The organism is Amycolatopsis suaedae (genome assembly GCF_004214935.1).
Classification (GTDB): domain Bacteria; phylum Actinomycetota; class Actinomycetes; order Mycobacteriales; family Pseudonocardiaceae; genus Amycolatopsis; species Amycolatopsis suaedae.
Genome location: NZ_SFCC01000013.1, coordinates 24,458 through 50,220, shown reverse-complemented (window position 1 = coordinate 50,220; position 25,763 = coordinate 24,458). Strand labels below are relative to the sequence as shown.

Here is a 25,763-nt window from a genome sequence, read left to right as displayed (position 1 = left end):
GGTGTCCTCTCCGCTCGGTGCGCCCGGGCGGGCGCTCTCACCAGGGAGTCGGAACCGCGATGCCGGCTTCGACATCCACGATCGGGTGAATCCGGTAGGCCGTGCCCGTACCGGCTACCGTTGCCGGGTGCGGTGGTGTCGAAAACGGCTGCGGGGCTCCGACTCAGTCATGAACACCGTGAAGCACGGCCGAGTCGAAGGGTGACGCCATGAAGTACATGATCCTGATCTACAGCAACCCGGTCAGCTGGGAGCACCCGATGTTCCTCAACCACGTGGACTCCAGGGCCGAGGAGCGCGACGCCCGGATGAGCGAGTTCAACGCCCTGCTGACCGAGATCGCCGAGTCGGGCGAACTGGTCGACAGCGCCCCGCTGGCCGATCCGCTGAACACGAAGACCGTCCGGGTCCGGGACGACGTGCCGGCCACCACCGACGGGCCGTTCCTGGACTCCAAGGAGCACCTGGCCGGGTTCTTCATCGTCGACTGCGACAGCACCGAGCGGGCCACCGAGATCGCCGCGCGGTTCCCGGACGCCCGGTACAGCGCGGTGGAGGTCCGCCCGATCATGGACCTGTCCGGCCTGGAGATGTGAGCGTGCCCGAGCAGGTCGAGGATCTGCTGCGCCGGCTGGCGCCGCGGGTCCTCGGCCTGCTCGTGCGCCGGCACGGGCAGTTCGACGCCTGCGAGGACGCGGTGCAGGAGGCGTTGCTGGCCGCCGCGCTGCAGTGGCCGGAGCAGGGGATCCCGGACAACCCCGCCAGCTGGCTGATCACCGTCGCGGGCCGCAGGCTCACCGACGCCTGGCGCGGGGAGTCGGCCCGGCAGCGCCGGGAGGTCACCGCCGCCGTCAGGGAAGCCGCCGACAGCCTCACCACACCGGGCCCGGGCGAGGACGACGGGACCGCGGACACCGACGACTCGCTGACCCTGCTGCTGCTCTGCTGCCATCCCGCGTTGTCGCCGTCGGCCCAGATGGCGCTGACCCTGCGTGCCGTCGGCGGGCTGACCACGGCTCAGATCGCCAACGCCTTCCTGGTACCCGAGCCGACCATGGGACAGCGCATCAGCAGGGCCAAGCAGAAGATCAAGGCCAGCGGGACCGGGTTCGCGCCACTGTCCGAAGAGGACCGTGCCGCCAGGCTTCCGGTGGTGCTGCAGGTGTTGTACCTGATCTTCAACGAGGGGTACACGGCGTCGTCGGGCCCCCGGCTGCACCGGGCCGATCTGACGGCGGAGGCCATCCGGCTGACCAGGGACCTGCGTGGCCGGCTGCCGGGCGACGGCGAGGTCGCGGGCCTGCTGGCGCTCATGCTGCTCACCGAGGCCCGCAGGACGGCTCGCACCGGCCCCGACGGCGCCCTCGTGCCCCTCGCCGAGCAGGACCGGTCCCGGTGGGATCGCGCGCTGCTGAGTGAGGGAACCGAGCTGATCAGCGACACGCTGACCTGGGCACCCATCGGCCCGTACCAGCTGCAGGCCGCGATCGCGGCGGTGCACAGCGAGTCCGGCAAGGCCGAGGACACCGACTGGCCGCAGATCCTCATGCTGTACCGGCTGCTGGAGCAGGTGTGGCCGAACAACCCGGTGGTGCGGCTCAACCACGCCATCGCGGTGGCGATGGTGCGGGGGCCTGCCGCCGGTCTGGAGATGCTGGCGGAGCTCGAGGACGACGCCCGGATGAGCGAGCATCACCGCCTGCCCGCCGTCCGTGCCCACCTGTGGGAGATGGCCGGGGAGTTCGCCCGGGCGCGGGAGGAGTACGAGCTGGCCGCCCGGCGTGCGACGAGCCTGCCCGAACGCCGCTACCTGGAGTCACGAGCCGCCCGGCTGGGCTGACCCGGCGACGTGGCGACCTCCGCACTATCGGAGATGAATCGCCGTGGTTACTCGATAACGTGGAAGTCGCGGAATGCGTCGGCGGTATGACTCGATGTGACCGCCGTTTCCGGACACGGGTCTGGGGGGAACGATTCGATGGTCGCCATTGTCAGCACTACACCCCGGGTCGCGACCGTGCTCGGCGCGTTCGCCATCTACGGGGCGCTGTGGGGTCCGTACATGGCGATGCTGCCGGAGGTACGCCGCGCGACCGGCGCCACCGAGGCCGAGCTGGGGGCGGCATTGCTCGTCGGCGCGCTGGCCGCGATGCCGGCCATGGTGGTCGTTGGCAGGCTGCTCGACCGGTTCGGCCGCCCGGTCGCGGTGGCCACGGTGAGCCTGTTCGCGCCGTTCGCCGCGCTTCCGTCGCTGGCGGTGTCGGTACCGCAGCTGGTGTTCGCGGTTGCCGCGTTCGGCTTCGGTTCCGGCGCCTGCAATGTCGTCGTGGTGGCTCTGGCGTCCACAGTGGAGGTCGAGACCGGCAAGCGGGTGATGAACCGGGCCCACGCGGTCTTCAGCGTCGCCGTGCTGGTCTGCAGTCTGGCCACCGGGGCGGCCCGGGGCTACGGCGTGCCGGGACAGCTGATCGCCGTGGTGCTGGCGGTCGTGCTGGGTACGGCGGCCTTCGCCGCGCGGCGGGGGATTCCGCGGACGCTCGTCCGGCAGCGGGCCCAGCGCGGCGGCCGGATCCGGCTCGCCCGCCGGGCGCTCATGCTCTGCCTGCTCGCCACGCTGGCGATGGTGCTGGCCAACGGCGTACAGCAGTGGAGCGCGATTCTGCTTTCCGACGTCGTCGGCGCGCCGATCGCCTGGGCGGCGATCGCCCCCGGGGTCTTCGCCGTCGGGATGATCCTCGGGCGCACCAGTGGTCACTGGCTTTCCCTGCACGCACCGGACCGGCTGGTACTGCTGGGATCCGGAGTGCTCTCGGGTACCGGCGTGCTGGTGCTGTCGGTCGCGGACTCGGCGCTGCAGGGCCTGATCGGGACGGCCATCGTGGGAGCGGCGATCTCGGTGGCCACCCCCACGGCGTACGGACTGATCGGCAGGGACGCGCCGGCGCGCGACCGCGGAGCCGTGATCGGTTCGGCGGCCTCCATGGCCAACGCGGGTGAACTGCTCGGCCCGGCCATGGTGGGTCAGCTGGCCGGCCTGCTCGATCTGCGGACCGCGATGACGAGCCTGATCGTGGTGTCGGTGGTGATCGCCCTGCTGGCGTTCGCCGTTCCGCGCGGCGGCCTGCCGGTCCGGCTTCGGCCGACGCTGTGAGACGGCCGCACTCCATTACCCGCCAACGCCCGATGACAACCGCCGGTGTCCGTGTTTACATCGGGAACGGCTACTCAGGAGGCGATATGGCAACCGATGCCGAGACAATTGCGGACTGGGCGGTGGACGCGGCTCACCGGGTCACCGAACTGGTCGAGGACCTGACCGACGACCAGCTGATGGGGCCGTTGCTGCCGACCGTGAACCCGCTGCTGTGGGAACTCGGGCACATCGCCTGGTTCCAGGAGATCTTCGTGCTGCGCCGGGCCTGCGGCCAGGAACCGATCCTGCCGTTCGCCGACTCGATCTACGACTCCGGGGCGATCCCGCACGACACCCGGTGGCGGTTGCGGCTGCCGTCGCGCCAGGAGACGCTGTCCTACCTGACCACCGTGGCCGAACGGGTCGCCCAGGCGGTCACCGCTCCCGGCGCGACGGCGGCCGCCCGGCACTTCGCCCGGTACACGGTGCACCACCACGACACGCACAGCGAGGCGCTGACCTACACCCGCCAGACCCTCGGTCTGCCGCTGCCGAAACTGGACGGGCTGTCCGATCAGGGAACGGCGTTCGACCCGGCCGGGGACTGGGAGGGCGACGTGCGGTTCGGCGGCGGCCGGTTCGTGCTGGGAGCGGACCTGACCGACCCGTTCGTCTACGACAACGAGAAGTGGGCACATCCGGTCGAGGTCGAGCCGTTCGCCATGGCCAGGGCGGCCGTCACCCAGGCGCAGTTCGCCGAGTTCGTCGACGACGGCGGCTACACCACGCCGGGCCTGTGGTCGGACGGGGGCGCGTGGCTGCGGGCCACCGGGGCCACGCACCCGGTCTACTGGCGGCGCGCCGGCGACGGCTGGCAGCGGCGGCATTTCGACACCTGGGCGGACCTGGAACCGCACCACCCGGTCATCAACGTCAGCTGGTGGGAGGCTGACGCCTTCGCCCGGTGGGCGGGCCGCAGGCTGCCCACCGAGGCCGAGTGGGAGTACGCGGCCACCGGGGGCCGGTGGCCCAAGCCGACCTATCCGTGGGGCGATGAGCCACCCACCGCGCAGCAGGCGGCCACCGACTGGCGTGCTGGCGGCACCGTGCACGTCGGCGCCTGTGCGGCCGGGGACACGGCCGACGGCTGCCGCCAGCTCATCGGCAACACCTGGGAGTGGACGGCCAGTGACTTCACCGGCTACCCCAACTTCGAACGTGATGCCTACTTCGAGAACTCGGAGCAGTTCTTCGGCAGCCGCAAGGTCCTGCGTGGCGGGGCCTGGGCGACCAGGGGCAGGTACGTGCGCTCGCAGATGCGCAACTACTTCACCCCCGATCGCAGGGATGTTCTCGCCGGCCTGCGCACGTGCGCGGTGACATGACGTGATCCTGCTGGTCAGCCCGGCTCCGCACACGGACTCCGTGCTCGGCAACGGGGTCACCGCACGCCGCTGGGCCGCGCTGCTCGGCTCGCTCGGCCACCGGGTGCGGATCGCACGGCAGTACGAGCCGGGCGACCACACGGCGCTGGTGGCACTGCACGCGGGCAAGAGTGCCGGCGCGGTGCGGGCGTTCGCGTCCGCTCATCCCGCGGCGCCGATCGTGCTGGCACTGACCGGGACCGACCTGTACCCGGACCTGGCGGCCACCGGTGTCGACCCGGCCGTGCTCCGGCTGGCCACCAGGCTGGTGGTGCTGCAGCGGCACGGAACGCGGCAGGTGGCCGCCGTCGACGGCGAGCTCGCGTCGCGGGTCCGGGTGATCGTGCAGTCGGTGGAGCCACCGGCGCCGGCACCGCGTCGCCAGGACGTCTTCGAGGTGGTCGTGCTGGCACACCTGCGTCCGGTCAAGGATCCGCTGCTGGCCGCGGCCGCGGCCGGGCTGCTGCCGGAGTCCTCCCGGCTGGTGGTCAGCCATGCCGGTGCCGGGCTCGACCCCGCGCTGGCGGCGCGGGCGCAGCGGGAGAGCGCGGTCAGTCCGCGCTACGACTGGCTCGGTGAGCTGGCGCGGCCGGACGCGCTGGCCTTGCTGGCCCGCTCCCGCGCGCTGGTGCTGACCTCCCGGCACGAGGGCGGCGCGAACGTCGTGTCCGAAGCGCTGGCGACCGGGGTTCCCGTGCTGGCCACCGCGATCCCGGGGTCCACCGGCCTGCTCGGTGACGGCTATCCGGGCTGCTTCCCGGTCGGCGATCCCGCCGCGCTGGCGAAGCTGCTGCTGGCTTTCGAACGCGACGAGAACGGGCTGCGCACCCGGCTGGGCGAGTGGTGCGCCGCGCTGCGGCCGATGGTGGACCCGCAAGCCGAGCGGCGGGCCTGGGCCGCGCTGCTGGCCGAGCTGGGGCTCAGCCAGCCAGGACGGTGAGCCTGCCCGGCGCTCCTTCGACGACGCGCCCGACCGCGGCGGCGGGCAGGTCCTGCGACCGCAGCTCACCCACGAGGGCCTCGGCGTCGCCGCCACCGGGGACCGCGAGCAGCAGCCCGCCGGAGGTCTGCGCGTCGTGCAGGAGCACGGCCAGCTCCGGCGCGACACCGTCGGCCACCGTCACGAACTCGCTCAGGTGGGCGGTGTTGGCCCGGGTCCCGCCGGGGACGAACCCCGCGCGCACGGCGTCGAGCGCGCCCGGCAGCGCCGGTACCGCCGCCGCGTCGATCTCGGCGGCCACCCCGCTCGCCCGCGCCATCCGGTGCAGGTGCCCCAGCAGGCCGAATCCGGTGACGTCGGTCGCGGCGACGACGCCGTGGGCACGAGCCACCCGGCAGGCGCCGGCGTTCAGGGTCGTCATCGAGGCGACCGCCGCGCCGGCCCAGCCTGCGCCCGCGCCGTCGTTCTTGATGGCCGTGGAGATCACCCCGGTCCCGATCGCCTTGGACAGCACCAGGGTGTCGCCTGCCGCGAGCCGGTCGATCCGGAACAGCTCGTCCGGCCGGGCGAGGCCCACGACGGCCATGCCGTACTTGGGAACCGGGTCGTCGATGGTGTGCCCGCCTGCCACCAGGCAGCCGGCTTCCCCGGCGATGTCGGCGCCACCTCGCAGAACGTCGGCGAGCAGATCCATCGGCAGGTCGCTGCCCGGCCATGCGGTCAGGTTGACGGCCAGGACCGGCCGGCCGCCCATCGCGTAGACGTCGGACAGGGCGTTGGTGGCGGCGATCCTGCCCCAGGTACGTGGGTCGTCCACGATCGGGGTGAAGAAGTCCGTGGTGAGGATCAGGGCCTGCTCGTCGCCGAGCCGGTACACCGCGGCGTCGTCGCCCTCCACCGCGCCGATCAGCAGATCACCGTCGGCGGGCTGGAGGTCGGCGCCCAGCGAGGCGAACATGGTCTCCAGCTTCGCGAGCGGAAGCTTGCAGGCGCAGCCGGCGCCGGGGGAGAGTGAGGTCAGCTTGACCGGAGTTCCGGTTGGTGCGTTCACGCGTCGACTCCGCGGGGTGAGTAGGGCTACATGAAGTTCTTCGTGTGCAGTGCCGAGAGGTCGGCTGCTTCGTCCGGCGGGAAGCCGAGGTGCACCAGCCTTCGTTGTCTTCCGTCGTCCATTTCGGACTGAAGTTTCATGACCGCGTCGTAGCCCCTGGCGATCGCCGAGGGCGACCATTCGCCCGCGGCGAGGATCACCAGCGAGTCGAAGACGTCCTGGTTCAGTCCCGCGGTGTCCACGAGGGACTCGTAACGACGCTCCACCGCGGCCCGCATCCGGTGGCGGACCTCGGGATCGAGCTGTGCCTGATGGTGAAGGTGCGCGACCCCGAACGCCACGTGCCTCGCCTCGTCCCTGCGGGCCAGCCGGGTCACCTGCCGGGTCACCGGATCCGGTGCGTTGCGGTCCAGGAACTCCAGCAGATTAAGGAAGCTGCCCTCACCGAGCACGGACAGCAGGAACGACGCCATCGAGAACTCCGCCTCGGTGAGCAGCGTCGCCAGCGACTCCCTGCCGCTCACCGACGAGGTTCCCATCTCGCCACCCCGCAGCAGTGCCCGCCGGGTGAACACCTCCATGTGCCGGGCCTCGTCGGCGGCCTGCACCGCCAGCAGCTGCAGGACCTCTCGGAAGTGGGGATGCACGCGGGCCAGCAGCTTGGCCGGGATCACCAGCGCCGCCTGTTCGTTCTCGATCAGGTAGGTCATCACCTGCACGACGGCCCGCTCGACTTCGGGAGCCAGCGTGAAGTCGGCCTTCCAGTCCACCATGGTGTCCGGATTCCATTGCGCCGAGGCGGCATTGGCGTAGAGGGCGGGTGCGATCTCGGCCCACACCAGGTCCCGGTGGGTGATGTCGAACGGCGTCTCGGGCCCGCCGGTCTCGATCAGCGCGCCCCTCGCCGCGAGGCCCCAGTCCGACGGTGGCGACGCGACGATGCCCTGCGGTGCCGGGCCTCCGGCGCGCTGCGCGCCCGCCCACCGGTCCAGGTCCGCGCTGCCGCGGACCACCCACGCCTTCACCCCGAAGTCGGTGTCCAGCGCCCGCCGTACCCGGTGCCCGTGGTGACGGCACCAGGCGTCCAGATGGACGGTCAGCGCGGGATCGGCGCCGGTGACGCCGAGTTCGTCACCGGGCCGCAGATCCCGCAGTGCCTGCTGGACCAGCAGATGGGCGCCCTGCTCGAACCCGAGGTTCTCCAGGTCGAGTACACCCGCCGCGGTCGTCATGGGACGTACTCCTTCGCGGTCACCCTGCCTTCGGCGTCGTAGAAGGACTCCTCGTCCACGGCGGCGTCGAGCAGGCGATAGCCGGTGTCGCGGCCGTCCTGCCACCGGGTCAGGCCCTCCAGGTCCAGCAGTGGCCGGACCTCGGGATCGGCGTAGGACATCGACAGCAGCAGCCTGCCGAACCGGTCCACGAGTTCCCGCGGCGCACCGTCCACCACGGTCATGTTGCAGTGGTCGTAGGCCGGGGTCTGCGCCAGCACCCTGGTGCTGCCCGGTGGCAGGGTGCCCTCCCTGCTGAACTGCAGGTGGTTGCCGTCGATCACGACGGCGGCGTCGACGTCGCCCGCGAGCAGCGCCCGCGCCGCGTCACGCTCGCCGCCGATGTGGTCGCCGTGCAGGCCGACGCCGACGTCATAGCGCCGGACGGTGACGTCGGAGCCGGGGGTGATCCCGGCCGAACGCAGGAAGGACAACGGGATCAGGGTGGCCTGTGGCGAGTCGACCGCACCGACGCCGATCGTCAGCCCGGCCAGGTCGCTGACCTTCTCGTACGGCGCGTCGGAGCGCACCAGGACCACGGAGGTGAGGTCACGGTCGGTGTCCCGCATGACCAGCGGCGACACCGAGCGGCCCGCGGCCCTGGCGAGCCGTACCGTGCGGATCCAGGCAAGCGGGGAGTTCCACGCGGTGTGGATCCGTCCCTCGACCAGATCCTCGACCTGCCGTTCGTAGTGGGAGTAGAGCACGAAGTCGAACGGCAGGTCGTTGCGCTGTAACCAGGAGCGGAACCCGCCCCAGATGGTGACGACCTTAGGGTCGTAGGCGACGGCGCCCATCAGCAGTGTCATCGGCGATCCTCGCGAATGTCGGTGCGGCCGGTTTCGGGTCAGAACAGGGGCAGGCCGAGCGCGGCCTTGCCGACGAAGTCACGCAGCGCCTCGGTGGTGGGAGCCATCACCCGTGCGGCGAGCGAGTCCCGGAACCGGCGTTCCACGCCGAGTTCCTTGCGGAAGGCCGATCCGCCGCACAGGCGCATGACGCCGTCGGCGACCTCGCTCGCCGCCTCGGCGGCGACCGCCTTGACCTGCAGCACACGCAGTGTCGCGTCGGCACGCCCGGTCCCGAGCGCCTGCAGGGTGTCCCGCAGGAAGGCCCGTACCTCGTCCGTGCGGGTCAGCAGCCGGGCGTAGGTGGTGCGATGGTGTTCCTGCTCGGCCAGTGACTGGTCGAGGTGGGCCAGCCTGGTCCGGGTGAGGTGCTCGCCCGCCTCGCCGACCAGTGCCTGCATCAGGCCGAGGGAGAACGCGGCGTTGAGGACCAGGAAGCAGGGCAGGGCGGTCTGCAGCGCGATGTCCAGGCCGGCGCCGTCGTCTCCGAGCCTGCTGTCCGCTGGGACCTCGACCGACCGGCCGGTGACGGGGTTCGAGGCGTTACCGCGCAGCCCGAGCCCGTCGAACGGCCCGTGCACGGTCAGGCCGGCGGTGTCGCCGGGTACCAGCCACAGGGTCATCGGGCCGTCGGCGTCCAGCGGCCTGCTGGACCACACGTAGCTGTCGGCGTACCCCGCGGAGGTGATCCAGCTCTTGTCGGCGTCGAGTACCACCCGCCCGTCACCGTTGCCGGCGGCGGACGACGTCGGTGCCCAGAAGTGGCTGCGGGAACCGGATTCGGAGAAGGCCAGCGTGGTCAGGTGCCGTCCCGACGCGATCGACTCGCGCACGTCGTCGGGGCCGTGTGCCTCGATGATCGCCGTCGCGGCGTAGTGCATGAGGACCACCATCGCGGTCGAGCCGCAGTGCGACGCGAGCGTCTCGATCACGGTGGCACCCTCGGCGAGTGACTGCCCGCCTCCTCCGTGATCGCTCGAACTCAGCAGGCCGAGGAGCCCGGCACGACGGACGGCATCCACCGAGGCCTCGGGGAACTTTCCGGAGGAATCGACCTCGGCCGCTCGGGGAGCGATCACCTCGTCGACGGCTTCCCGCAACGCGGCCTCGAATTCTGCGGACATCCGTGGACCACCCCATCCTCGCCTTCCGGCGGTTTCGCGGGGCCCGAAAAGTCACCCAGGCAGGACACCGCACCCGCTCGGGGCCCCTCGGCGGTTGTTTCCTTCTGTCCCTTGGACGATCAAAGGGTATTGAACACACCGGACGGTGTCCAGGACGGCGTGCTCCATTCGGGGCATCGCGTGGGTGTTGGTGATCAAATTTCTGATCAAAGTCGCCGGAGGGTCGTTCACCCGTTGGCAGGAAGATCATTCTCGTTGTGAGATAAGGAAATCTGTGGTTGCGCACGGTATTGAAAATTGCGTTTTCCCGCTACTTCAAAGGTGCTCTGTTCAATCGTTGCGTGCGCTTTTAAGGTTCCGTAACATCGTTTCTGTGAGCGGTTGGATACATTCGAACCGCCGCGGTGGATCGTAGAATTCCCTTCCATTTGACTTGGAGTACAAAAATGTCGACGAAGCTTGTCGCGAAGTTTGCCGGGGGCGTCGCCGTGGCCGCCGGCCTGACTCTGGCGTTCCAGCCCGCCGCGATGGCGGCGCCGTCGTCGTCGGTGACGCCGTCGTCCGGGCTCGGTGCCAGTGCGGTGGTGCAGGTTTCCAGCAGCGGGCTGAAGGCCTCCGCGAACTACCACGTCGGTCAGTGCACCGAGTTGCCGTCCGGTCAGTTCGCCTGCAACAAGCCGGCAATCGTGCACCTGTCGTCGAGCGCGAGCGGAACTCTGAGCACGCCGCTCACGGTGCAGCGCACCTACGAGGGAATTCTGCTCGACGGGACCTCGGTCGGCACGATCGACTGCGCGGCCGTCCAGTGCAACGTCACCATCGGCGACGACACCGGCGAGGGCGACGGGGTCAACATCTCGTTCGCCTGAGACCGGGGCTGGGCCGGCACGACCGTGCCGGCCCAGCCGCTACTCCGGGACCACCCCGCGCTTGCGCAGCAGGGGAAGCACGCCCTCGCCGAAGGTGTAGGCCTCCTCCAGGTGCGGCTGTGCCGACAGGATCAGATGGTCCAGGCCGAGCGAGTGGTACTCCTCGATGCGCTCGGCGACCTCGGCGTGGCTGCCCACGAGCGCCGTGCCCACCCCCGGCCGGACCAGGCCGTAGCCCGCCCACACGTTGGGGTAGACCTCGAGCGTGCCGGTCCGGCCGCCGTGCAGTGCCGCCATCCGCCGCTGGCCTTCCGACTCGGAGGCGGCGAACCGCTGCTGGGCCTGCCGGATCCGGGCCGGGTCCATGCCGTCGAGCAGTTGCCGCGCGACCTGCCACGCCTCGGCGGCGGTGTCCCGGCTGATGACGTGGAAGCGGGTGCCGAACCGCAGCGTGCGGCCGTGCCCGGCGGCGGCCTGCCGTGCCCGGTCCAGCGCGGTGGCCATCGCCGCCGGCGGTTCGCCCCACATCAGCAGCACGTCGGCGTGTTCGGCGGCGGTCTGCCGTGCCGCGTCGGAGGAACCGCCGAGGAACACCGTGGGACGCACCGGGTGCGGCCGGGTCAGCAGCCCGCCGGTGAGCTGGTAGTGCCGCCCGGTGAAGTCGAACCGCTCGCCCGCCCAGGCGTCGTGGAAGACCCGCAGGAACTCGCCGGTGCGTTCGTAGCGCTGGTCGTGGTCCAGCCAGTCGCCGTAACGCCGCTGCTCGTCCGGGTCGCCGCCGGTGACGATGTTGAGCAGCAGCCGCGACGAGGAGATCCGCTGGAAGGTCGCGGCGGTCTGCGCCGCCAGCAGCGGCGAGACCAGGCCCGGCCGCAGCGCGATCATGAACTTGATCCGGCGGGTCACCGAGGTCAGCGCGGCGGCCACCACCCACGGGTCCTCGCAGAACAGCCCGAACGGGGTGAGCATGCCGGTGAAGCCGAAGCGGTCGGCCGCGGCCGCGACCTGTGCCAGGTAGTCGAGGTCGGGTTCCCGGCGTGCTCCGGGAACGCTCGTGCCGTCACTGGACTTGGCGATCTCCCTGCCGTCGCCGTGCGCGGGCAGGAACCAGTGCAGCCTCATCGCAGCAGCCCCGCCGCGTCGAGCACGCCGGCGGCCTCGCCGGCCAGCGTGGCTTCGGTCCACAGTGCCCTGCGCAGCCGGCGGTGCAGCGGGAACTCCCAGGTGACGCCCATGCCTCCGCACACCTGGACGGCGGTCTCGGCGACCGACACGGCGGCCCGCGGGCAGGCGTGTGCCGCGCAGGCGAGGGCGTCGGCGAGGTCGGCCGACGAGGCGGCCAGCGCGCAGGCGGCCCGGTAGGCCAGCGAGCGGGCCAGTTCCACGTCGGCGTAGGCCTCGGCCAGCTGGTGCGCGACGGCCTGGAAGGACCCGATGGGCCGGTCGAACTGGACCCGGTCGCCGGCGTGCTCCACGGCCAGCCGCAGCGCGGCGTCGGCGACCCCGACGGCCTCGCAGCAGAGCAGGACGGCCGCGTGCCGCCGGGCCGCGGTCAGCGCCGCGGCCGCGTCCGGCGGGGTCACCAGCGGGCGGGCGGCGGCGCCGGCGAAGGCGACGTCGCAGGGCGGGCGCAGCGGGTCGATGCCGGTCCCGGTGACCACGGCGACCCCGTCGGCGGGTACCGGCACCGCGAACACGGCGGGACCGGCCGGGGTCCTGGCCGCCACCACCAGCTCGGCGGCGGTGTCGGCGCCGGTGACGCCTGCCGCGGCCCCGTACAGCGACCAGCGCCCGTCCGTCACGACGGCGCGGCAGGCAGGCACGGCGTCCACCAGGGCCACCGGCCCGTCCGCCGCGTGGAGCGGCAGCGCCGCCGCGGCCGGCCACCACGGCGCCGGATGCAGCGCGCGGCCGCCTTCCTCGGCGAGCAGCGCCCGCTCGACGACACCGAGGCCGGGGTCGAGCCAGCCCTGCCGGAGCAGCTCCGGCCAGGACTGTGTGTCCACAGTGGACCGGTCGGCGGTGGCCGGGTGAGCCCGCGTCAGGTAGTCGCGGGCCGCCGTCACCAGCGACACCTGGTCGTCGGTGAGCGTGAAGTCCATCTGCCGTCCTTTCCGGTGCGGGACACTAGCGAGCACGCGGCAGGCCGAGGACTCGCTCGGCGACGATGCCGCGCAGGATCTCCGAGGTGCCGCCTTCGATGCTGTTGGCCCGGCTGCGCAGGCGCTGGTGCTGCCAGTAGCCACCCCAGAACGCGTCCGGGCCGTCGGCGGTGGCGCGGTCACCGAGCAGGCGCAGTGCCAGCGTGGCGACCCGCTGGTTGGCGGCCGACCAGCGCAGTTTCAGGATCGAGCTCTCCGGTCCGGGCTCCCCGGTGCGGGCGGCCGCGGCCAGGGCGCGGTAGCCGGTGTACCGCAGGCCCTGCAGGGTGACGTGCAGCTCGGCGATCGCCGCCCGGACGACCGGGTCGGTGTCCGCGCCGGTGGCGCGGGCGGTGGCCACCAGCCGGTCCAGCTGGACGGCCAGCCGCGCGGTCAGCGTGATCCCGAAGGTGCCGCGCTCGTGGGCCAGCGTGGTCAGCGCCACCCGCCAGCCCTGGCCCGGTTCACCGAGCACGGCGGTGCCGGGCACCCGGGCGCCGGTGAGCACGATCTGGTTGAAGTCGGTGTCGCCGGACAGCTGGCGCAGCGGGCGTACCTCGACGCCGGCCTGGCGCAGGTCGAGCAGGAAACAGGTCAGCCCGCGGTGCTTGGCCGCGGCGGGGTCGGTCCTGGCCAGCAGCAGGCAGTGGTCGGCCAGGTGGGCGTAGGAGGACCAGACCTTCTCGCCGTCGAGCACCCAGTCCTCGCCGTCCCGGCGTGCCCTGGTGCGCACCGAGGCCAGGTCGGACCCGGCGCCGGGTTCGGAGAAACCCTGGCAGAACACCGAATCCCCGGACAGGATCCGCGGCAGGTGGGCGGCCTTCTGCCCGGTGGTGCCGTAGGCGACGATCGCCGGGCCGACCATGTTCAGGCCGATCACCCCGGCGTGATCGGGTGCCTCGGCCAGCGCCGACTCCTCGGCGTAGATCGCCTGGTACGCGGGGGAAAGCCCCTGCCCGCCGTGCTCGGCCGGCCAGGTCAGTCCCGCGTAGCCGGCGTCGTAGAGGGTTTTCGTCCACGAGCGCAGCTCGCCGGCGGTCCAGGTCCGGGGCGCGCCCTCGCCCGGCGCCGGTACCCGCTCGGCCAGCCAGCGCCGCAGCCCCGCCCGGAACCGGGCCTGATCCTCGTTGTCGCCCAACCGCATGCCAGCACGGTAACCGCGGCGGGCACCGGAATCCGATGCCCGCGGCCCCATCGCGCACGAGCGAAGAACCGGCACCGGGCACAGCAGCGCAGGAGACGAGGACCGGGCCGGGGCGCGCCGAGCATGGGGCCATGTCCTCCACACCGCTGACCGACCAGACGCCGGTGATCATCTCCGCCGCGCGCACCCCGATCGGCAGGCGGGGCGGCGTGCTGTCCGGGCTGAAAGCCGTGGAACTGCTGCGGCACGTACAGCTCGAGGTGATCGCCAGGGCCGGGATCGAACCCGGCGACGTCGAGCAGATCATCGGCGGCTGTGTGACGCAGTCCGGCGAGCAGAGCCTCAACGTCACCCGCAACGCGTGGCTGAACTCCGGGCACGACCCGGCCGTCGGCTGCACCACCGTGGACACTTCCTGCGGCTCGGCCCAGCAGGCCAACCACCTGGTCGCCGCCCTGATCGCCGCCGGCGCGCTCGACGTCGGCATCGCCTGCGGGGTCGAGTCGATGAGCCGGGTGCCCATCGGCACCAACCTCTACAGCGGTCCCGGTCACTACAAGGCGGCCGACTACCCGTGGGACGACCCGCCCCGCTCGCAGTTCGGCGGCGCCGAGCGCATCGCGGCGCGGGAGGGCATCGGCCGCGCCGACGCCGACGACTACGGCCTGCTGTCCCAGCAGCGGGCGGCGCACGCCACCGCGCTGGGCCGGTTCGACCGGGAGACCACCCCGGTCGCCGGAGTGTCGGTGGACGAAGGAATCCGGGAGACCACCGCGGCGGCGCTGGCGGCACTGCGACCCAACGTCGAGGCCGGGGTGCACACCGCCGGTACCACGTCGCAGGTGTCCGACGGCGCCGCCGCGATCCTGTGGATGTCGCTGGGCCGGGCACGGGCACTCGGCCTGACACCGCGGGCGCGGCTGACCCACCAGGTCGTCACCGGCGCCGACCCGTACTACCTGCTCGACGGGCCGGTCGCGGCGACCGAGCGCATCCTGGGCAGATCCGGGATGCTGCTGTCCGACATCGACCTCTGCGAGGTCAACGAGGCGTTCGCGGCCGTCGTGCTCAACTGGGTCAAGGCGCAGGGCGCGGACCTGGAGCGGGTCAACGTCAACGGCGGCGCGATCTCGTTGGGCCATCCGCTCGGCGCCAGCGGCACCCGGCTGCTGATCACCGCACTGCACGAACTGGAACGCACCGGCGGGGCCACGGCGCTGGTCACCATGTGCTGTGGCGGCTCGCTGGGCACGGCGTCGATCCTGGAGCGGCTGTGATGCGGCGCGAGGAGTTCTACCGCGACGCCGACCCCGGCTCGGCCGGCCCGCTGGAGGGGGTGCGGGTCCTCGACGTCACCCGGGTCTGGTCCGGGCCGCTGGCCTCCTGCGTGCTCGCCGACCTCGGGGCCGACGTCGTCCGCGTCGAACTGCCCGGCGGCGCCGAGGGCGAGGTGCCGCCGGACATCCCCGGCACCGGGCTGTCCTGGTTCCGCCAGACGGTGCACCGCAACAAGCGCAGCGTCGGGCTGGACCTGCGGGTGGAGACGGATGTGGCGCGGTTTCTGCGCCTGGTGGCCAGCGCCGACATCGTGGTGGAGAACTACAAGCCGGGCACGCTGGACCGCTGGGGCGCCGGCTACCGGCAGTGCCGGGCCGTGCGGCCGGACCTGGTGTACGTCTCGGTGTCGGGCTGGGGCCAGTACGGGCCGGACGCGCACCTGCCCGCCTACGACCCGGCCGTCCAGGCGGCCGCGGGCTGGATGTCGCTCAACGGCATGCCGGACGGGCCGCCGGTGCGGGCCCCGACGTTCCTCGCCGACGAGTTCGCCGGCCTGCACGCGGCGATCGGGGCGCTGGCCGCGCTGACCCACCGGCGGCGCACCGGCGAGGGACAGCACGTCGACGTGTCCATGATGGACTGCCTGCTCGCCGCCAGCAGCGGCCTGCCCACGCTCGCCGCCACCGGCGCGCCACCGCGGCGGCACGGCAACGACACCGACTTCGTCGTTCCGTCCACCGTGTACACCTGCTCCGACGGCCACCTCTACCTGACCGTCGCGCTCAACCGTCACTGGCGGGTGCTCGCCGGACTCGTCGGCAGGCCCGAGCTGGCCCGCGCGGACGGGTTCGCCACCGGCGCCCAGCGACTGGCCAACCGCGCGGCGGTCGACGAGATCGTCGGCCGGTGGTGTGCCGGGCGCACGGTGGCCGCCGCCGTGGCGGACCTGACCGCGGCCGGGCTGGTCGCCGCGCCGGTGCGGTCACTGGCCGCCGCCGTGGCCGAACCGCACGTCGCCGAGCGCGCCATGCTGCAGGACACGGTGCTGGCCAACGGCACCAGCGCGCCGCTGGTCGGCCCGCCGGTCAAGTTCTCCCGTACCCCGACCCGGATCCGGCACGGGGCCCCCGTCGCCGGAGCGGACACCGGCGCGGTGTTCGCCGAGCTGGACGAACAGGCGGCAAAGCACGAGAAGAGCGGGCGGCGCCGCGCTTCCTAGACTGAGCCGAGCGGTATTTCGTTGTGTACCAACAAATGGAGGCATCGTGGCGGACAGCGGACGGGTACTGGTCACCGGTGCCTCGCGGGGAATCGGCCGCGCGGTCGCGTTGCGGCTGGCCGCCGACGGCCACGCGGTGGCCGGCTGCTTCTCCCGGGCCAGTGAGGACGCGCGGCTGACCGAGAAGGAGGTCCTCGCGCTCGGGGTGCCCGCCTACTTCGCCGAGTGCGACGTGGCCGACCCCGGCGCCGTCGACGCCTTCGTCGCCGCGGCGCAGGACCGCCTCGGGCCGATCGACATGCTGGTCAACAACGCGGGGATCACCCGGGACAGCCCGCTGGTGCTGTCCTCGGACGCCGACTGGGACGCGGTGCTGGCGACCAACCTCACCGGAACCCGCAACCTGTGCCGCAACCTGGTGTTCCGGTTCCTGAAGAACCGCCGCGGCGCGGTGGTGAACCTGTCCTCGGTGGCGGGGGTGTACGGCAACGTCGGGCAGACCGCCTACTCGGCCAGCAAGGCCGGGATCATCGGGTTCAGCAAGTCGCTGGCCAAGGAGGTCGCGCGGCACGGCGTGCGGGTCAACGTGGTCGCGCCGGGGTTCATCGAGACCGACATGACCGGGGCACTGGACGGCAAGCTGCGCGAGCAGGCGCTGGGACAGATCCCGGCCGGCCGGTTCGGCACCCCCGGCGACGTCGCCGAGCTGGTCGCGTTCCTGCTGTCGGAGCGGGCCTCCTACATCACCGGGCAGGTCTTCCAGATCGACGGGGGGATCACGCTGTGAGCCCCGCACCGGCCACCGCGGCGCCACTGTCCGCTGTGGACACCGCGAACGCGTCGCTGGACGGCGGGGTGCTGACGGTGACCGCGTCGGTCGGCATCCGGGGCGAGGACCTGCGCGGGCACTTTCCCGGCCTGCCGGTGTACCCGGGCGTGTTCGTCGTGGAGACCCTCTGCCAGGCGCTGGCCGCCGCGGCCGCGGAACACGGCAGGCCCCGGCCGGAACTGGCCGAGCTGCGCTCGGTGCGCTTCCTGGCCCCGCTGCTCGACGGCGACGAGCTGACCCTCACCGCGACCGCGCACCCCCGGCCGGACGGTGGCTGGGCGGTCAAGGCGAACGGCACCCGCGCCGACGGCACCGTGTCCGCGCGGATCACCGCGGACTTCCGCCCCGCCGCCGACGGAGCCGCCGATGCCTGACCACGCCACGATCAGGACGATCCTGCCGCAGCGTTACCCGCTGCTGCTCGTGGACAGGGTGCTCGGGCTGGAGCCGGGCCGGTCGATCACCACGATCAAGGCCGTCACCGGAACCGAGCCGTGTTACGCCGCCCTGCCCGAGGGTGCCGAGGCACACCAGTACGACTACCCGGCCTCACTGCTGGTCGAGTCGATGGGCCAGAGCGCGGCCCTGTTGTGGTTCGGCGGCAACGCACCCGCCGCGGACGACGGCGCGACGCTGATGTTCGTCGGAGCCCGCGGGTTCCGATTCGACGGCGTGGCCCGGCCGGGCGACGTGCTGCGGCACGAGGTCGTGCTCGAGTCGGTGATCGCCGACACGGCGATCGCCTCCGGGCAGACCTGGGTCGGCGACCGGCGGATCGCCAGCGTCGACACCCTGATCGCCACCCGGCGCCCAGTCAGACCGATGGACGGCAACACCCAGGGAGGATGATGATGACCAACACCGCAAGCCGGCAGCTGGAGGAGCTTCGCGAACTCGTCGCGGAGGTACTCGAGGTCGAGCCGGAGGAGCTGACCGACACCGGCGACTTCATCGACGACTACGAGGCCGACTCGCTGCGTGCCATCGAGATCCTCGCCCGCATCGACAAGCGGTACAAGGTGGAGATCCCGCAGGCGGAGCTTCCCGAGCTGCGCAACCTGCGGGCGGTCAACGACGCCCTGATCCGGCACGCGCCGCGGAACGGCTGAGCCGTGGTCCGCGTCGTCGTGACCGGGCTGGGCCCGGTGTCCAGCGTCGGAACCGGTGTCGAGGAGTTCGCCACCGCCCTGCGCACGGGGCGTTCCGGCATCTCCGCGATCAGCGGGTTCGACGCCTCCGGGTTCCCCCACCGCAACGGGGGCGAGGTCGTCGGGTTCGACCCCGCCGGCCACCTGCGCACGGTGGATCCCGCGCGGTGGGGCCGGTCCAGCCTGTTCGCGGCGAGCGCGGCCCGGCTGGCCGCCGCCGACGCCCGGCTCGACCCCGGCAGCGTGGCCGCGGGCCGGGCGCACGCCATCATGGGAACCACCAGCGGGGAGTCCCAGGTCGCCGAGGCGCTGACCGCGCAGATCGTCGAGGACGGCTTCGCCGCACAGGATCCCGGGCTGCTCGGCCAGCTGCCCGCGGGCAGGCTGGCCCACGCGGTGAGCACCGAGCTGGGCCTGTATGGGGAGTCGCTCACCATCGCGACGGCCTGCTCGGCGAGCAACTACGCCATCGGCTACGCCTACGACCTGCTGCTGTCCGGCGAGGCCGACGTGGTGTTCGCCGGCGGTGCCGACTCGGTCTGCCGCTGGGCACACGCCGGGTTCTACCGGCTCGGGGCGCTGGCCAAGGAGGCCTGCACCCCGTTCGACCGGGACCGCGCGGGCATCCTCACCGGTGAGGGCGGCGCCGTGCTGGCGCTGGAGACACTGGATCACGCGCGTAGGCGCGGCGCCCACGTCTACGCCGAGCTGCTGGGCTACGGGCTCAACTGCGACGCCAGCCACCCGGTGACGCCCGACGCGGCCAGCGTCGCCGAATGCATGCGGCTGGCACACCGCAACGCCGGCGTCACCCCCGCCGACGTGGACTACATCTGCGCCCACGGCACCGGAACCCGGCTCAACGACCTGGTGGAAAGCCGTGCCGTCCTGGAGGTGTTCGGCAGCGCGCCACCGCCGATCAGCTCCATCAAGTCGATGCTCGGCCACACGATGGGAGCCGCCTGCGGGTTCGGCGCGATCGCGTCCGTGCTGGCCATCGACCGCGGGTTCCTGCCGCCGACCGTCACCTGGTCGACCCCGGACCCGGAGCTGCCCGGCATCGACCCGGTACCGGGCAGGGCGCGCCCCGCGCGGGTGCGCGTGGCGCAGAACGACGGGTTCGCCTTCGGCGGCAACAACGCCATCGTCATGTTGGGAGCACCCCGATGAGCCCTCTGCTGGTCACCGGCTGGAGCGCGGTGACGTCGGCGGGAGTCGGCGTCGACGCGGTGGGCAAGCACCTGGCCCTGGCCGGAACCGGCGCCGCAGGGCCCGCCGACGTCACCGACCTCGGTCCCGGCCCGCTGCCCGTGCCCGCCGCACACGCGCTGGTCGACTTCAGTGCCCGCGAACACCTGGGGCGCAAGGGAACCAGCACGTACGACCGGGTCACCGGACTGGCCGTGGTGTGCTGTCAAGAGGCGTTGCGCGAGGCGGGCACCACCGTCGACGACGGCACCCGGCGCCGGATCGGCGTGGTGCTCGGCACCACGCTCGGCAGCTTCCGCTCCACCAGCGACTACAGCGCGGAGACCCTGACCCAGGACAAGCCGTACCTGGTCAACCCCATGCTGTTTCCCAACACCGTGATGAACTGCGCCGCCGGCCAGATGGCGATCCGGTTCGGGCTGCGCGGGGTCAACGCGACGATCGCGGGCGGGCCGCTGGCGATGCTCAACGTCCTGCGCTACGCCGGCAACGTGCTGGACCGGGGCTACGCCGACGCCGTCGTGGCCGGTGCCGCGGAGGAGTTCACCGCGCACCGGGCGTGGGCGGCCCACCTCGGCGGCGGCACCGTCGCCGGGGAGGCCGCCGGGATGTTCGTGCTGACCAGGCCCGGCACCGGCGGCTGGGCGGGCCGGCGGGCGCGGGCCGAGGTGGCGGCCGTCGCCACCGGATACAGCCCCGGCGCCGCCGGGATGGACCGGGCACTGGCCGCCTGCGCCGAGCGGGCGCTGCGGCGCGCGGCCGTCGACCCGGCGACGGTGACCACGGTGGTCACCGGCGAGCGCGACAGCGCGGACCGGACCGAGTACGGCGCCGTGCTGCGGGCGCTGGGCACGGGCGGGCGCGCGCCGCGGCGGCTGCTGGCGACCGAGTTGTTCGGTGACTGCGGTGCCGCGTCGGGTGCCGTCGCACTGGCCGCGCTGCTGACCGGCGACGAGCCGGGCGTGGGGCTGGTGACCGCGCGTGGCGCCGACGGCGCCGTGGGCGCCGCCGTGGTGAGGAGGTACGCCGATGGCGGCACTGATCGCGGCTAGTGCCGTCCGCACCTGCTTCGGCGACGGGGACAGGACGTTCGCCGGGCTGCTGCGCGGCCGGTGCGGCGCGGGCCCGCTGCGGCACGGCGACCCGGACCGGCTCGGCGTCACCACCGGCTATCACGCCGAGGGCGGCGGCGACCGTGCCTATCTGGCAGGCCGGCTGCTCGAGGCCTGCCTGAGCGAGGTGATCCGGGAGTCCGGAGTGGACACCGCGCGGCAGCGGGTGACCGTGCTGGTCGCCACCGGGCTGCGCGAGCTGGCCGCCGTCGAGTCCTGGGCCGTCGTGCACAGCCCGCCCCCGGTGGGCAGGCTCGACTTCACCGGCGTCGTGGCCGGGGTCCTGCCCGGTGCGGCCGAGGTGATCACGTTCGCCGGTGCCTGCAGCGCGGGCGGGTACGCGCTGGGGCTCGCCCAGGACATGGTGGAACACGGCGAGGCCGACGTCGTGGTGGTCGCCGCGGCCGACGGCATGACCGAGTCGATGCTGGCGATGATCGGCCAGGTCGGCGGCGAGCGGGCCGACCGGGTCCGCCCGTTCGACCGCGACCGCGCCGGCGTGCTGCTCGGCGACGGCGCCGCCGCGGTGGTCGTCACCGACGAGTCCTGGACCGGCCCCGCGCTGGGCAGGCTGGTGGCCAGCGGGCTGTCCTGCGACGCCTTCCACGTCACCGCACCGGACCTCGAGGGCATCTGCCGGGCGACGGCCGAGGCCTACCACCGTGCCGGGCGCGATCCGTCCCAGGTGGACCTGGTGGTGGCACACGGAACGGGCACCGCGCTCAACGACCCGGTCGAGTGCGAGGCACTGCGCAAGGTGGTGCTGGGCGCGGGCGGCGACCCCCTGGTCACCGGTGTCAAGGGCGCGCTGGGCCACACGTCGGGCGCGGCGGCGCTGGTCAACCTCGACGTCGCGCTGCAGTGCCTGGCCACCGCGGCGGTCCCGCCCGTGGTGGGGCTGCGCGAGCCGCTGGCCGAGGGCACCGGCCTGCGCTTCGTCCGTGGCGCGCCCGCCCGGCTGCCGCTGGGGCTGGTTCAGCTCAACGCGTTCGGCTTCGGCGGCGTCAACGCGGTGACCCTGGTGGAGGCGCTGTGAACCGGCTGGTGCTGACGGGATGGGCGGTGCACCTGCCCGGGATCGACCTGGGCGAGGCCGTCGCTGGCGGGCCACGCGGCCGGTGGGCAGCGGCCGAGGCGGCGCCGCCCGAGCGCGCGGCGTCGGTGCTGGGCCGCAAGGGGCTGCTGGCGACCGAGCCGGCGACCCGGCTCGCGCTGTGTGCCGTGCACTCCGCGCTGGGCCTGGAGCCGGGACGGCGGCGCGAGCCGGTGCCGGATCCGGCGACCGCCGTGCTGGCGTGCAGCACGCTGGGCGCCCTGGACACGGTCGCGTCGGTGGCCCGCACCCTCGCGCGGGAGGGCGGCAAGGCGGTCAGCGTGCTCGACGCCCCCAACGTCTCACCCAACGTCGTGGCCAGCAGGGTCGCCCTGTGGTTCGGCTTCGGCGGGCCCAACCTGCTGGTGACCGCGGGCGGCAGCGCCCGCTCGATGCTGCGCCTGGCCGCGTTGCTGCTGCGCTCCGGGCGGGCGGGCCGGGTGGTTCTGGTGGGCGCCGAACCCGGCGACGCCACCGCGGTCGCAGTCCACGGCGGCCCGGTCCGCGCGGGTGCGGCGTGCGCCGTGCTCACCGACTGGCGGGCGGGGGTGCCGGTGACCGACGGCCAGGCGGTGGCCGAGCTCGACCCGCGGCCGCTGTGCACGGCGCCACTGGCCGGGTTCGACCCGGCCGCCGCCTGGGGCGACTTCGGCGGGGCGGCCGACGTGATCGCGCTGGCACTGGCGGCGCACCTGGCCGTGGACGAGCGGCACGGCGTCGTCGGCGTCGGTAGGTCCACTGTGGATGGGGTGCCCGCCGTGTCGGTGCACTCCGCGCCCGTGGAGGTGACCCGGTGACCGGTGAGGTGCGGCTACGGACCCTGGCGCGGGGCAGGCCGGGCGCCCCGCTGGTGGTGTTCGCGCACGGCGTCGAGGGGCACTGGGCCAGCTGGGAGTCGGTCGCGGCCCGCCTCGACCCGGGCTGGCGCCTGCTGGCGCTGCAGCTGCCGTGGCAGGCAGGCAACGACTACCGCTGGCGGGAACGCCGTCCCTGGCAGTGGCTCGCCGACGGGCTCGACCTCGTCGGCGAGCTGCCCGACCAGCTGGTGGCGCACTCCTTCGGTGCCAACGCGGCACTGGAGCTGCTGTGCACCGGCGACCCCCGGCCCGGCCGCGCGGTGATGCTGGTGTGCCCGTTCTACCGGCTGCCGCGGCACCAGGTGAGCTGGCGGATGTTCGAACGGTCCAGGGAGACCTTCGTCCGGCACCTGGCCGACGGCGTCCGCGCACGCCTGGGCCGCAGGCTGGAGCGGCTCGAACCGGACGTGGTGGACGCCATGGTCCGGCTGGTGCTGGACCGGGCCGGGCCGCTGGGGTTCTCCGCGGTGTTCGACACCTACGTGGCCAGCGCCGAGCTGGAGCTGGACCGGGTGGGCGTGCCGACCAGCGTCCAGGTCGGCGGCGCCGACCCCACCCTGCCGCTGGCCTCGGCGCAGGCCCTGGCCGGCGCCATTCCCGGTGCCCGGCTGCGGGTGCACGCCGAGCGTGACCACTTCTTCCATGTCCGCCACGCCCACGACATCGCGGCCGAGGTCACCGGCCTGCACGCCGCGACCCGGGTGACGACGAAGGTAGGTGAACCCCGGTGACCGCGACAGTCAGTCCCGCACCGACGGTGGTGCACGGCAGCCCCGCGTTCGAGGGCGCCAACATCCGCACCTGGATCGGTTTCAAGCACTTCATGTACCTCGCCGAGCAGGCGGTGCTGAGGTGGCTGGCCGACCAGGGCACACCCGCCCGCGAGCTGTACCTGCACCACGGGCTCGGCCTGGAGATCACCGACTTCGCGGTGCAGCTGCCCGCCGTGCTCGAACTCGGCGACGAGGTCCGCGCCGAGGTCGCGCGGGTGCGCGGCGACCGGTTGTCGGTGCGGCTGTCGGTGACCCGCGACGGCACCGAGGTCACCGTGCTGCGCGGCAAGCTCACCGTCGCGCTGGTCAGGGAACGCGCCGCCGACGCCCACCGGCCCGCCCCGGCGGCCGTGGCCGGACTGGAGGTCCCGGACCTGCCCGGCGGCGGCGAGGCGCTGCCCGTCTCGGCGCTCACCGCCGGGCCCGGCACGTTCCTGTGGTCCTGGCGGGCGCCGTACTTCTACTGCCACTACTCCGACCGCGTGCAGCACTCCGGATTCGTGCGGGCGCTGGAGGAGGTCGTCGACCGGTTCCTCGCCGACCGCGGCATCTCGGTGGGCCGGATGCTCGCCGAGCGGTCCTGGATACCGGTGGTGTCCCGGGCGCGGGTACGGCTGCTGGCCGCGGCCCGGATGGAGGAGACCGTGCACACCTTCTTCACCGTCACCGACATCCTGCGCGGCACGCTGTTCGACGGCCGGATGGACTGCTACGTCCGGCGCGGCGACGAGCTGGTCCCGGTGGCCACCGCGCGGATCCTGCACGGCTACGCCATCGCCGCAGGCCCGGGCGCGGGCGGGATGGCACAGCTCGACGACGAGGTCGTCCGGGCACTGACCGGGGAGGCGTCATGACGCGGCGGCCACCCCGGCTGTACTTCTCGCTGCGCAGCCCGTACAGCTGGCTCGCCGTCACCGCACTGCGGCACCGGGTCCCCGGGGCACTCGACGAGATCGAGTGCCTGCCGTACTGGGACCCCGACGACAGGACCGACGCGGCGCTGACCGCGCGGGGCGGCGAGTTCCACTACGTGCAGATGAGCCGCGCCAAGCACCTGTACATGCTGTCCGACACCAAGCGGGTCGCCCAGCGGCACGGGCTGAGGATGGCCTGGCCGGTCGACGTCGACCCGTGGTGGGAGCTGCCGCACCTGGCCTGGCTGCGGGCCCGCCGGGAGGGCAGGGCCTGGCAGTTCTACGACGCACTCACCGAGGCGCGGTGGGGCCGCGGCGAGGACATCTGCGTGCCGGAGGTGGTGCGTGCCGCCGCGGAGCAGGCCGGTGTCGACCCCGATCTGGCCGTCACCGCGGCCGACGACCCGGACATCCGCGAGGAGGGCGTCGAGTGCCTGTACCAGGCCTACCTCGACGACATCTTCGGCATCCCGTACCTGAAGTGGGGCAGGCACCGGTTCTGGGGCTACGACCGGCTGGACGCCTTCCTCGACGTGTGGCGGCCGGACCGGCCCGAACCCGGCCCGGTACCGGCGCTGGCAACCACCACCCGGACGGTGGCCTTCGACATCGACGCGCCGGGGGGCTGCGGATGACCGGCACGCTGAGCCACCCGGTCGCCCAGGAGCGGGTGTACCGCAGGCAGCGGCTGGCGGCCGCGCTGCGCCTGTTCGCCCGGTACGGCTTCGACGAGGGCGCGGGCGGCCACATCACCGCCCGCGACCCCGGTGACCCCGACCGGTTCTGGATCAACCCCTTCGCTGTCCACTTCGGACACATCAGGGCCAGCGACCTGCTGCTGGTCGACGCCGACGGCACGGTCGTCGAGGGTGACGGCCGGGTCAACCCGGCGGGGTTCGCCATCCACTCGCAGATCCACCACGCCCGCCCGGACGTGGTGGCCGTCGCGCACGCGCACTCCACCTACGGCAGGGCGTTCGCGACGCTCGGCGTGCCGCTGGCCCCGATCACCCAGGACGCCTGCGCCTTCCACGGCGACCACGCGGTGTTCGACGGGTTCGACGGGGTCGTGCTGGAATCCGAGGAGGGCAGGCGGATCGCCGAGCGGCTGGGCACCGGCAAGGCGGTGATCCTGCGCAACCACGGGCTGCTCACCGTCGGCGGATCGGTGCAGGAGGCGGCCTGGTGGTTCATCACCATGGACAGCTCCTGCCGCGTGCAGTTGCTCGCCCAGGCCGCGGGCACCCCGGTTCCCGTCGCGCCGGAGGCCGCCGAGGCCACCGCGCGGACCATGGGCACACCGGAGATGGGCAGGCTGAACTTCCGGCCGCTCTACGCCGACATCGTCCGTGCCGAGCCGGACCTGCTCGACTGAGACCCGGGGGA

Annotated in this window: 27 protein-coding genes; 20 read left to right on the top strand and 7 right to left on the bottom strand. The window is 73.0% G+C overall.

Going from position 1 to position 25,763, the window contains the following annotated elements:
• The first annotated feature begins 209 nt into the window (after positions 1–209).
• The 5 genes from EWH70_RS24815 to senB all read left to right on the top strand — a co-directional run bounded on the left by EWH70_RS24815 (position 210) and on the right by senB (position 5,497).
• Positions 210–596, top strand: a complete 387-nt coding sequence (locus EWH70_RS24815; protein ID WP_130477927.1) for a YciI family protein — start codon at positions 210–212, stop codon at positions 594–596.
• Positions 593–1,840: an RNA polymerase sigma factor gene (locus tag EWH70_RS24810; RefSeq protein ID WP_420809089.1), complete on the top strand. Its 1,248-nt coding sequence runs from the start codon at positions 593–595 to the stop codon at positions 1,838–1,840. Before EWH70_RS24815 ends, EWH70_RS24810 begins: the two co-directional genes overlap by 4 nt.
• Before the next feature lie 138 nt (positions 1,841–1,978).
• Positions 1,979–3,151 (top strand): MFS transporter, encoded by a 1,173-nt coding sequence (locus tag EWH70_RS24805; protein ID WP_130477925.1) that lies wholly within the window; start codon positions 1,979–1,981, stop codon positions 3,149–3,151.
• Positions 3,152–3,237: 86 nt separating this feature from the next.
• On the top strand, positions 3,238–4,518 hold the full coding sequence (gene senA, locus EWH70_RS24800) for a selenoneine synthase SenA (RefSeq protein ID WP_130477924.1): 1,281 nt from the start codon (positions 3,238–3,240) through the stop codon (positions 4,516–4,518).
• 1 nt (position 4,519) lies between these two features.
• Positions 4,520–5,497 (top strand): selenoneine biosynthesis selenosugar synthase SenB, encoded by a 978-nt coding sequence (gene senB, locus EWH70_RS24795; protein WP_205669245.1) that lies wholly within the window; start codon positions 4,520–4,522, stop codon positions 5,495–5,497.
• On the opposite strand, the gene selD is transcribed toward senB, so the two are convergent.
• The 4 genes from selD to EWH70_RS24775 are packed head-to-tail and all read right to left on the bottom strand — an operon-like array spanning position 5,478 to position 9,791.
• Positions 5,478–6,548 carry a selenide, water dikinase SelD gene (gene selD, locus EWH70_RS24790; RefSeq protein ID WP_130477923.1) on the bottom strand — a complete coding sequence of 357 codons (1,071 nt, stop codon included), beginning with the start codon at positions 6,546–6,548 and terminating at the stop codon, positions 5,478–5,480. The two genes, senB and selD, sit on opposite strands and share 20 nt — an antisense overlap.
• A 26-nt stretch (positions 6,549–6,574) precedes the next feature.
• Positions 6,575–7,780: a ferritin-like domain-containing protein gene (locus EWH70_RS24785; RefSeq protein WP_130477922.1), complete on the bottom strand. Its 1,206-nt coding sequence runs from the start codon at positions 7,778–7,780 to the stop codon at positions 6,575–6,577.
• The gene (locus EWH70_RS24780; protein ID WP_130477921.1) at positions 7,777–8,628 is read right to left on the bottom strand and encodes a phosphate/phosphite/phosphonate ABC transporter substrate-binding protein; all 852 of its coding nucleotides are present in this window, start codon (positions 8,626–8,628) and stop codon (positions 7,777–7,779) included. The genes EWH70_RS24785 and EWH70_RS24780 overlap by 4 nt, the downstream gene beginning before the upstream one ends.
• 38 nt (positions 8,629–8,666) lie before the next feature.
• Positions 8,667–9,791 (bottom strand): acyl-CoA dehydrogenase family protein, encoded by a 1,125-nt coding sequence (locus EWH70_RS24775; RefSeq protein ID WP_130477920.1) that lies wholly within the window; start codon positions 9,789–9,791, stop codon positions 8,667–8,669.
• Positions 9,792–10,237: 446 nt separating this feature from the next.
• On the opposite strand from EWH70_RS24775, the gene EWH70_RS24770 reads away from it, so the two are divergent.
• Complete coding sequence (locus EWH70_RS24770) at positions 10,238–10,660, top strand: enediyne antibiotic chromoprotein (protein WP_130477919.1); 423 nt, start codon at positions 10,238–10,240, stop codon at positions 10,658–10,660.
• Positions 10,661–10,699: 39 nt separating this feature from the next.
• Here the strand turns inward: EWH70_RS24770 and EWH70_RS24765 are convergent, their stop codons facing one another.
• The 3 genes from EWH70_RS24765 to EWH70_RS24755 are packed head-to-tail and all read right to left on the bottom strand — an operon-like array spanning position 10,700 to position 13,945.
• A complete protein-coding gene (locus EWH70_RS24765; RefSeq protein ID WP_130477918.1) occupies positions 10,700–11,782 on the bottom strand; it encodes an LLM class flavin-dependent oxidoreductase in 1,083 nt (360 codons plus the stop codon).
• Positions 11,779–12,762, bottom strand: a complete 984-nt coding sequence (locus EWH70_RS24760) for an acyl-CoA dehydrogenase family protein (RefSeq protein WP_130477917.1) — start codon at positions 12,760–12,762, stop codon at positions 11,779–11,781. Before EWH70_RS24760 ends, EWH70_RS24765 begins: the two co-directional genes overlap by 4 nt.
• 25 nt (positions 12,763–12,787) lie before the next feature.
• Positions 12,788–13,945: an acyl-CoA dehydrogenase family protein gene (locus EWH70_RS24755; protein ID WP_130477916.1), complete on the bottom strand. Its 1,158-nt coding sequence runs from the start codon at positions 13,943–13,945 to the stop codon at positions 12,788–12,790.
• Positions 13,946–14,076: 131 nt separating this feature from the next.
• Between EWH70_RS24755 and EWH70_RS24750 the strand changes: the two genes are divergently transcribed.
• The 14 genes from EWH70_RS24750 to EWH70_RS24685 are packed head-to-tail and all read left to right on the top strand — an operon-like array spanning position 14,077 to position 25,752.
• Positions 14,077–15,222: a steroid 3-ketoacyl-CoA thiolase gene (locus EWH70_RS24750; protein WP_130477915.1), complete on the top strand. Its 1,146-nt coding sequence runs from the start codon at positions 14,077–14,079 to the stop codon at positions 15,220–15,222.
• Positions 15,222–16,442: a CaiB/BaiF CoA transferase family protein gene (locus tag EWH70_RS24745; RefSeq protein ID WP_130477914.1), complete on the top strand. Its 1,221-nt coding sequence runs from the start codon at positions 15,222–15,224 to the stop codon at positions 16,440–16,442. The genes EWH70_RS24750 and EWH70_RS24745 overlap by 1 nt, the downstream gene beginning before the upstream one ends.
• Positions 16,443–16,488: 46 nt before the next feature.
• The gene (fabG, locus tag EWH70_RS24740) at positions 16,489–17,229 is read left to right on the top strand and encodes a 3-oxoacyl-[acyl-carrier-protein] reductase (RefSeq protein WP_130477913.1); all 741 of its coding nucleotides are present in this window, start codon (positions 16,489–16,491) and stop codon (positions 17,227–17,229) included.
• Entirely contained in the window at positions 17,226–17,645 is a 420-nt protein-coding gene (locus EWH70_RS24735; protein ID WP_130477912.1) for an ApeI family dehydratase, read from the top strand. The genes fabG and EWH70_RS24735 overlap by 4 nt, the downstream gene beginning before the upstream one ends.
• Positions 17,638–18,120 (top strand): 3-hydroxyacyl-ACP dehydratase FabZ family protein, encoded by a 483-nt coding sequence (locus EWH70_RS24730; protein ID WP_130477911.1) that lies wholly within the window; start codon positions 17,638–17,640, stop codon positions 18,118–18,120. Before EWH70_RS24735 ends, EWH70_RS24730 begins: the two co-directional genes overlap by 8 nt.
• 2 nt (positions 18,121–18,122) lie before the next feature.
• The gene (locus tag EWH70_RS24725; RefSeq protein WP_130477910.1) at positions 18,123–18,380 is read left to right on the top strand and encodes an acyl carrier protein; all 258 of its coding nucleotides are present in this window, start codon (positions 18,123–18,125) and stop codon (positions 18,378–18,380) included.
• Positions 18,381–18,383: 3 nt separating this feature from the next.
• Positions 18,384–19,589 (top strand): beta-ketoacyl-[acyl-carrier-protein] synthase family protein, encoded by a 1,206-nt coding sequence (locus tag EWH70_RS24720; RefSeq protein ID WP_130477909.1) that lies wholly within the window; start codon positions 18,384–18,386, stop codon positions 19,587–19,589.
• Positions 19,586–20,680: a beta-ketoacyl synthase N-terminal-like domain-containing protein gene (locus EWH70_RS24715; RefSeq protein ID WP_130477908.1), complete on the top strand. Its 1,095-nt coding sequence runs from the start codon at positions 19,586–19,588 to the stop codon at positions 20,678–20,680. Before EWH70_RS24720 ends, EWH70_RS24715 begins: the two co-directional genes overlap by 4 nt.
• Complete coding sequence (locus tag EWH70_RS24710) at positions 20,658–21,776, top strand: beta-ketoacyl synthase N-terminal-like domain-containing protein (RefSeq protein ID WP_130477907.1); 1,119 nt, start codon at positions 20,658–20,660, stop codon at positions 21,774–21,776. Before EWH70_RS24715 ends, EWH70_RS24710 begins: the two co-directional genes overlap by 23 nt.
• Positions 21,773–22,630, top strand: coding sequence for a beta-ketoacyl synthase N-terminal-like domain-containing protein (locus tag EWH70_RS24705; protein ID WP_130477906.1), 858 nt, complete (start codon positions 21,773–21,775; stop codon positions 22,628–22,630). The genes EWH70_RS24710 and EWH70_RS24705 overlap by 4 nt, the downstream gene beginning before the upstream one ends.
• Positions 22,627–23,421, top strand: coding sequence for an alpha/beta fold hydrolase (locus EWH70_RS24700; protein WP_130477905.1), 795 nt, complete (start codon positions 22,627–22,629; stop codon positions 23,419–23,421). Before EWH70_RS24705 ends, EWH70_RS24700 begins: the two co-directional genes overlap by 4 nt.
• Entirely contained in the window at positions 23,418–24,317 is a 900-nt protein-coding gene (locus tag EWH70_RS24695; protein WP_130477904.1) for an acyl-CoA thioesterase family protein, read from the top strand. The genes EWH70_RS24700 and EWH70_RS24695 overlap by 4 nt, the downstream gene beginning before the upstream one ends.
• On the top strand, positions 24,314–25,012 hold the full coding sequence (locus EWH70_RS24690) for a 2-hydroxychromene-2-carboxylate isomerase (RefSeq protein ID WP_130477903.1): 699 nt from the start codon (positions 24,314–24,316) through the stop codon (positions 25,010–25,012). The genes EWH70_RS24695 and EWH70_RS24690 overlap by 4 nt, the downstream gene beginning before the upstream one ends.
• Positions 25,009–25,752 carry a class II aldolase/adducin family protein gene (locus tag EWH70_RS24685; RefSeq protein WP_130477902.1) on the top strand — a complete coding sequence of 248 codons (744 nt, stop codon included), beginning with the start codon at positions 25,009–25,011 and terminating at the stop codon, positions 25,750–25,752. Before EWH70_RS24690 ends, EWH70_RS24685 begins: the two co-directional genes overlap by 4 nt.
• Positions 25,753–25,763: the final 11 nt, after the last annotated feature.